This is a genomic window from Stenotrophomonas sp. 2YAF22, assembly GCF_052114665.1.
Classification (GTDB): Bacteria; Pseudomonadota; Gammaproteobacteria; order Xanthomonadales; family Xanthomonadaceae; genus Stenotrophomonas; species Stenotrophomonas indicatrix.
Window position 1 is genome coordinate 1 of the sequence record NZ_JBFRFE010000215.1, and the last position, 6125, is coordinate 6125.

Here is a 6125-nt window from a genome sequence, read left to right on the forward strand (position 1 = left end):
GGCCACGCCGTGCACTGGCAGGAGGCCGACGACCTGCGCCAGGCCCCACCGTTGCCGGTGGACGAGGCTGACCTGGTGCTGCTGGGCTGCTGGACCGACAACGCCGGGCGCACACCGTCGGAGATGAAGGCCTGGGTGGCAGGCATCGCCGAGCGCGGCCAGCGGCCGCGGCAGGTGGCGGTGTTCGGCACCGGTGAAACGCAGTGGGGGCAGGAGTACTACTGCGGTGCGGTGCACCGGCTGATCCGCTATTTCGACAGTGGCTACCCGCCGCTGGAGATCGAACAGATGCCACATGGCCGGCGGCATGCCGCGGCCATCGATACCTGGACCGATGCGGTCCTGGATCAATACTGGAGCACCACCGATGCAGATCATCGACGCCACCACGCCTGAGCAGTTCCAGCAGTTGCTGGCCGACCATCCGCGCGTGCTGGTGGACTTCCACAAGGACCAGTGCCCGGGTTGCCGGGTGCTGGACATGTCGTTGCAGCGGGTGGCCAGCGGCACCGGGGGGCAGGGCACGACCCTGCTGCGGGTGCAGCTGGAAGTGGTGGGTGAAGCATTCTTCCGCGAGATGGGCCTGCGGCAGACTCCCACGCTGTCGCTGTTCCTGGACGGTGACGAACGCATGCGCATGCCGGGCTTCCAGTCGCCGCAGCAGATCGAAGCGGCGATCGCCGAGTTCCTGTAGCCCAGGATCAGGGTCGGATCCCTCGCCGCAGGCTAGGGCTCTGACCCCACTTCGACGCATGGCTTCGATCATCGGGGTCAGAGCCCTTGCCTGTGGCAAGGGATCCGACCCCGGGCGCGCGGATCAACCGCCAGCGAACGTATCCACCAGCAGCTTCACGTTCAGCACCACGATCACCAGTGCGATCACCCAGGCGATGCCGCCCAGCCAGCGCGGCGCCACCAGCGCGCCCATCGTCATCTTGTCGGTCACGATCCGTACCAGCGGGATGATCGCGAACGGCAGCTGCATCGACAGCACCACCTGGCTCAGCACCAGCAGCTTCACTGCGCCCTGGTCGCCGAACAGCATGATGACCACCACCACCGGGATGATGGCCAGCGCGCGGGTGATCAAGCGCCGCAGCCATGGCGGCAGGCGCAGGCGCAGGAACCCTTCCATCACGATCTGCCCGGCCAGTGTCGCCGTCACCGTGGAGTTCAGGCCGGACGCGAGCAGCGCCACGGCGAACAATGTGGAGGCCAGGCCCACGCCCAGCATCGGCGCCAGCAGCTGGTGCGCCTGCTCGATGTCTTCCACATCGAAGCGGCCGTTGGCATGGAACACCGACGCCGCCAGGATCAGGATGCTGGCGTTGATGAACAATGCCAGGGTCAAGGCAACGGTGCTGTCGGTGACGGCCCAGCGCAGCGCGCTGCGACGGCCTTCATCGGTGCGTGGATAGGCACGGGTCTGCACGATGGAAGAATGCAGGTACAGGTTGTGCGGCATCACCGTGGCGCCGATGATGCCGATGGCGATGTACAGCGCATGCGGATCAGTGACCACCTGAGCGCGCGGAATGAAACCGCCCAGTACCTGCATCACCGGCGGCGCGGCCAGCGCGATCTGCACCATGAAGCAGCCGAAGATCACCAGCAGCAGCGCGATCACGAAGGCTTCCAGCGCGCGGAAACCGCGGTTCATCAGCAGCAGCACCAGCAGCGTGTCCAGCGCGGTGATCACCGCGCCCCACAGCAGTGGCAGGTCGAACAACAGTTTCAAGGCGATGGCCGTACCGATCACTTCGGCCAGGTCGCAGGCGATGATCGCCGCTTCGCACAGCGCCCACAGCGCCAGGTTCACCGGCTTGGGGTAGCGCGCACGGCAGGCCTGCGCCAGGTCCATGCCGGTGGCGATGCCCAGCCGTGCCGACAACGCCTGCAGGATCACCGCCATCAGGTTGGAGATCAGGATGACCGACAGCAGCAGATAGCCGAAGCGCGAGCCGCCTGCCAGATCGGTGGCCCAGTTGCCCGGGTCCATGTAACCGACCGACACCATGTAGCCCGGGCCAAGGAAGGCCAGCAGCCGGAACCACCAGTGGCCTTTGTCGGGCACGGCAATCGACGCGTTGAGCGCACCCAGGCTGGCCGGAGTGGAGGCGGCAGAATCGGTGGGTGCGACGGTGTTCATGGCTGTCAATATAGCCATTGCTATATCGCATAGCAATGTGAAACAATCGTCTTTACTGCGTCACTGGTCCAGAATTCAGGTTCGCACCCGATGACAACTGCAGGACAGGCACACGCGTGGGCAAGACGGACGATTCGACATCGCTGAAAATCACCCCCTTGATCGAGGCCGAGCGCCAGGTCGAGAGCTTCCGGCAAGTGCGCGAAGCACACCGGATGGAACTGGTGGAGGACTATGTCGAGCTGATCTCCGACCTGTTGGCCGACGGCGGCGAGGCCCGCCAGGTCGACATCGCTACCCGTCTCGGCGTGGCCCAGCCGACCGTGGCAAAGATGCTGCGCCGGCTGGCCCGTGACGGCTGGGTCGTGCAGCGCCCGTATCGCGGCGTGTTCCTGACCCCGGAGGGCGAGGCGTTGGCCCATGCCAGCCGCCAGCGCCACCAGACCGTGGAGCGCTTCCTGCTGGCGCTGGGCGTGGACCCGGATACCGCGCGGCGTGATGCCGAGGGCATCGAGCACCATGTCAGTGAGCAGACCTTGGCGCTGTTCGACGAATTCGTGCGCAAGGCCGAGGGCGGCTGAGTCGCGGTTTCTACTGCTGTTCGCGCGGTATGGAATGAGTGCATCCACGCATGGCGTGGATCTACTCGCGGAATCTGCTTTCTGTAGAGCCGAGCCATGCTCGGCTGCTGTTCGCGCGGTGATGAAATGAGTCGAGCATGGCTCGACTCTACAGTTCAGGCGGGCAGCGCGCCTGTTCCTGCGCACACGCCCGTTTCGTCCATTCCTTCAATACCGGCTGAAGGCCTCCGTAGCGCCGTCCCTGCCAGCCATTGGCCAGCACCGTGCCCTGCGCATCGATCAGCACCAGGTTGGGGGGTGCCGGGCCCGCCAATGCCTGCAGTGCCGGCATGCGCTTCGCGCGACGCGGGTCCAGCACCGGCCACGGCATGTCCTGCAGCTGCATGTAGCGCCGCAGCGCCGCCTCGCTTTCATCCAGGCTGACATACACCACTTCGGTATCGGCGCCGGCCTCGCGCAGCGCGTCGCGCACGCCGCGCAGGGTCGGCACGAAAGCGTGGCAGGGCGCGCACCAGTCGGCGCCGAAGTACAGCGCGATCAGCGTTGGCGGTGGCGACCACTGCATCGGGCGCAGGGCACGTGGCTCAGGCCGCATCAGCGAGGCGGAGACCTGCGCATGCAGGTCGGCAGCCACTGCCGGCCATGCCAGTGCCAGCAACAGCGCGGGCAGCCAGCTAGAACGCATAGCGCAGGTTGACGTACCACGAGCGGGCGAAGCGAGGACCGTACACGTAATCGCTGTCGCGCAGCGCGCCGCTTTCCAGATCCTTCTGCCGCTGGTCGAACACGTTCTTGACCCCCGCCGCCACCGACACTTCCTGCTGTGCCTGGGCACCCAGATGGCGATGCCAGCGCGCGCCGAGGTCGGTGACCAGGAAGGCGCGGGTGCGATGCAGCTCGCCCAGCCGGTTGTTGAGCACCGGCATCGATCCGGTGTGGCGCAGCGCCAGGAACGCCTCCCAGGGCTCGGCCGGCATCCAGCTGAGTTGGGCCAGGCCGGTCCAGCGCGGGGTTTTCAGATAGTCGCGGCTGTCGATGACGGTGTCGCCGCCGTCGGCGGTGTCGTCGAAGATGCGCTGCGGCTCGCGGAACTGCGAGCGGTACCACGATGCGCCGGCAGTCAGCCGCCACTGCGGGGAGGGCTGCCAGCCGAGGTTGGTTTCCACGCCCAGCACGTTCGAGCCGGAGGCGTTGTAGCGCAGCTGCGTCAGCTGGCCATCATCGCCGCGCTGGATCTCACCCAGCGCGAAGGTATCGCGGATGCGTGCGTAGGACGCGGTGGCATCCCAGCTCCATACCGGGTCGGCCGGGTCGGAGCGCCAGTCGAACCCGAACAGGGTGGTCAGCGCGCGCTCCTCCTTCAGGCCACGGGTGTTGCGCACGCGCACCTGCTCGCCGCCGAGGGTATCGACGTGGACATCCTCGACGAAGATTTCCGGCGCACGGAAGCCGGTGGCGATGCCCGCTCGCCATTTCAGCCGTGGCGTCGCCTGCCAGGCCAGGGCGATACGCGGTGAGAACACGGCGCTGTCCAGTTCCGAACTCTTGTCCACGCGCGCGCCCAGCACCAGGTCGACGTCCTCGCGTACGCTCCATTCGTCCTGCACGAACGCGCCGAGRTTGTGGAAGGTTGCATCCTCGAGCACGGCCAGGCGCTGGCCGGCACCATCGCGATTGTCGTCACGCAGGCCCTCATGCTTGTACTGAACGCCGAACGCCAGCGTGTGTGCACCCAGCCGCCAGTTCAACTGGCTGTCGATGTAGTGCAGCGGGTTGTGGGTGCGCCCGTACTGGCGCCATGAGCGTGATGCGGCGCTGCCCGGTACGTTCGGGTCCAGTTGCGAAGGATCGTAGCCGGGTGCGGACGGATCGGTGACCACGTCGCCGAGTCCGCCATAGAAGCTGTCGCGGTCGATGTCGGCGAAGGCATAGGCCAGGCGGAAGTCGACGTCGCCGCTTACCTCCTGGTCCCATGACAGGCTGCCGCGGCGGTAGTTCGTGTCCAGCGATTCGGCGATGTTGGCCAGGTGTTCGGGCTGGTCCAGGCGGTTGCCACCGCGACGGCTCTCATCGGTCACCTGCAGGTCCAACCGCAGGCGCGTGCCCGGAGTGGGCGCATACCAGGCCTGCAGGCCACCGACCTTGAGGTTCTTGCGGGTGATCTCGGTATAGCCGTCGCCGTTGTAGTCGATGCCGCTGTTCCAGTTGCGCTGGGCGATCACCGACAGTCCCGCGTCGGCTTCGCTGGCGACCAGATCCAGGCGCACGTCGGCGTTCTTCTGCGGCGTGCCCTTCAGAACATCCACGCCCGCCTGCACATGGCCGCCGCTGCGTGCGGGCAGCGGCGGAACCAGATTGATGACACCGGCTACAGCGCCCGGCCCGTACAGCGACGAACCACCGCCCTTGACCACTTCGATGCGGTCGACGAAGCCGGCGGGAATCTGTTCCAGTCCATACACACTGCCCAGCGTGGACAACAGTGGAATGCCATCGAACAGCAGCTGGTTGTAGGCACCGGGAAGGCCCAGCAGCTGCACTTCGCTGGTGTTGCAGTTCTGGCAGTTGCTCTCCACCCGCAGGCCGTTGATCAGCTCGGCCGCGCGGGAGAAGTCGGTGGCCGCGCGCAAAGCGATGTCTTCCTTGCGCAGTACCTCGGTGCGGATCGGCACGTCCGACAGCAGGCGTTCGCTGCGGGTGGCCGTGCTGACTTTCACCTGCACGCGGTCCAGCTCGGTAGGCGAAGGCGGTGCGGCGAATGCGGTCACCGGCAGGGTGGCGGCAATACCGGCAGCCAGCGGCAGCCGGCGGAGAAGGGAGGCAGCAATGCGCATGAGGGCGTCGTCCTTGGGGAGGGAGGGCGGCGAGGGCGACCTGGCTGGCCCACATGAAAGCAGATGGTCATCAACATAGCAATTGCTATATCAGGGTCTCGACGCGTGCGTGAACCGTGGCCTTTACTCGAACGCAAGTGTTATAACATTACACAATGCGCGCGCAAGCGTGCCGGTGGTCATGCACCGGAAGCGGTCAGCCGCGGCGGAAGGCGGCGGGAGTGCGCGCGCCGACGATGATCATGCGGATCATCGTGGAGATCTGTTCGACCAGTTCCGGATCGTTCTCAGGGGGTTGGTCCATGGCCGAAGCGCCCATCGCAAACACCAGCCGGGTGATCGCCATCGACACCAGTTCCGGCTTGTACAGCACCGCGCCATCCAGTGCGGCCAGGCGCACCAGGTCATGCTGCAGTTCTTCTTCGAAGTAGTGCAGTTCGCGTTCGACCGCGTGCTTGAAATCGTCCGAGCCGACCGCGCCTTCGCGTAACAGTACGTGCAGCAGCTTGTCGTCGGCACGCAGCTGTTCCATGAAGGTTTCCACCGACACGCGCACCACGC

At 66.2% G+C, this 6125-nt stretch carries 6 protein-coding genes and 1 pseudogene; 3 read left to right on the plus strand and 4 right to left on the minus strand.

What is annotated here, in order from left to right:
• Both AB4Y84_RS10375 and AB4Y84_RS10380 read left to right on the plus strand, forming a co-directional pair.
• Nucleotides 1-396 (plus strand): flavodoxin (locus tag AB4Y84_RS10375; protein ID WP_442250100.1); only part of this gene is annotated, 396 nt, incomplete at its 5' end.
• Nucleotides 368-694, plus strand: coding sequence for a thioredoxin family protein (locus AB4Y84_RS10380; RefSeq protein WP_442244823.1), 327 nt, complete (start codon nucleotides 368-370; stop codon nucleotides 692-694). The genes AB4Y84_RS10375 and AB4Y84_RS10380, both read left to right, overlap by 29 nt.
• Before the next feature lie 123 nt (nucleotides 695-817).
• Here the strand turns inward: AB4Y84_RS10380 and AB4Y84_RS10385 are convergent, their stop codons facing one another.
• Nucleotides 818-2149, minus strand: coding sequence for an Nramp family divalent metal transporter (locus AB4Y84_RS10385; RefSeq protein WP_428704961.1), 1332 nt, complete (start codon nucleotides 2147-2149; stop codon nucleotides 818-820).
• 116 nt (nucleotides 2150-2265) lie between these two features.
• Between AB4Y84_RS10385 and mntR the strand changes: the two genes are divergently transcribed.
• A complete protein-coding gene (gene mntR, locus AB4Y84_RS10390; protein WP_442244822.1) occupies nucleotides 2266-2730 on the plus strand; it encodes a manganese-binding transcriptional regulator MntR in 465 nt (154 codons plus the stop codon).
• Nucleotides 2731-2878: 148 nt separating this feature from the next.
• On the opposite strand, the gene AB4Y84_RS10395 is transcribed toward mntR, so the two are convergent.
• From AB4Y84_RS10395 to AB4Y84_RS10405, 3 genes and pseudogenes are all read right to left on the minus strand, one after another.
• The gene (locus AB4Y84_RS10395) at nucleotides 2879-3415 is read right to left on the minus strand and encodes a thioredoxin-like domain-containing protein (RefSeq protein WP_442244821.1); all 537 of its coding nucleotides are present in this window, start codon (nucleotides 3413-3415) and stop codon (nucleotides 2879-2881) included.
• Nucleotides 3405-5564: a TonB-dependent receptor plug domain-containing protein gene (locus AB4Y84_RS10400; protein WP_442244820.1), complete on the minus strand. Its 2160-nt coding sequence runs from the start codon at nucleotides 5562-5564 to the stop codon at nucleotides 3405-3407. Before AB4Y84_RS10400 ends, AB4Y84_RS10395 begins: the two co-directional genes overlap by 11 nt.
• A 196-nt stretch (nucleotides 5565-5760) precedes the next feature.
• Nucleotides 5761-6125: pseudogene (locus AB4Y84_RS10405) on the minus strand (TetR family transcriptional regulator); the annotation flags it as partial.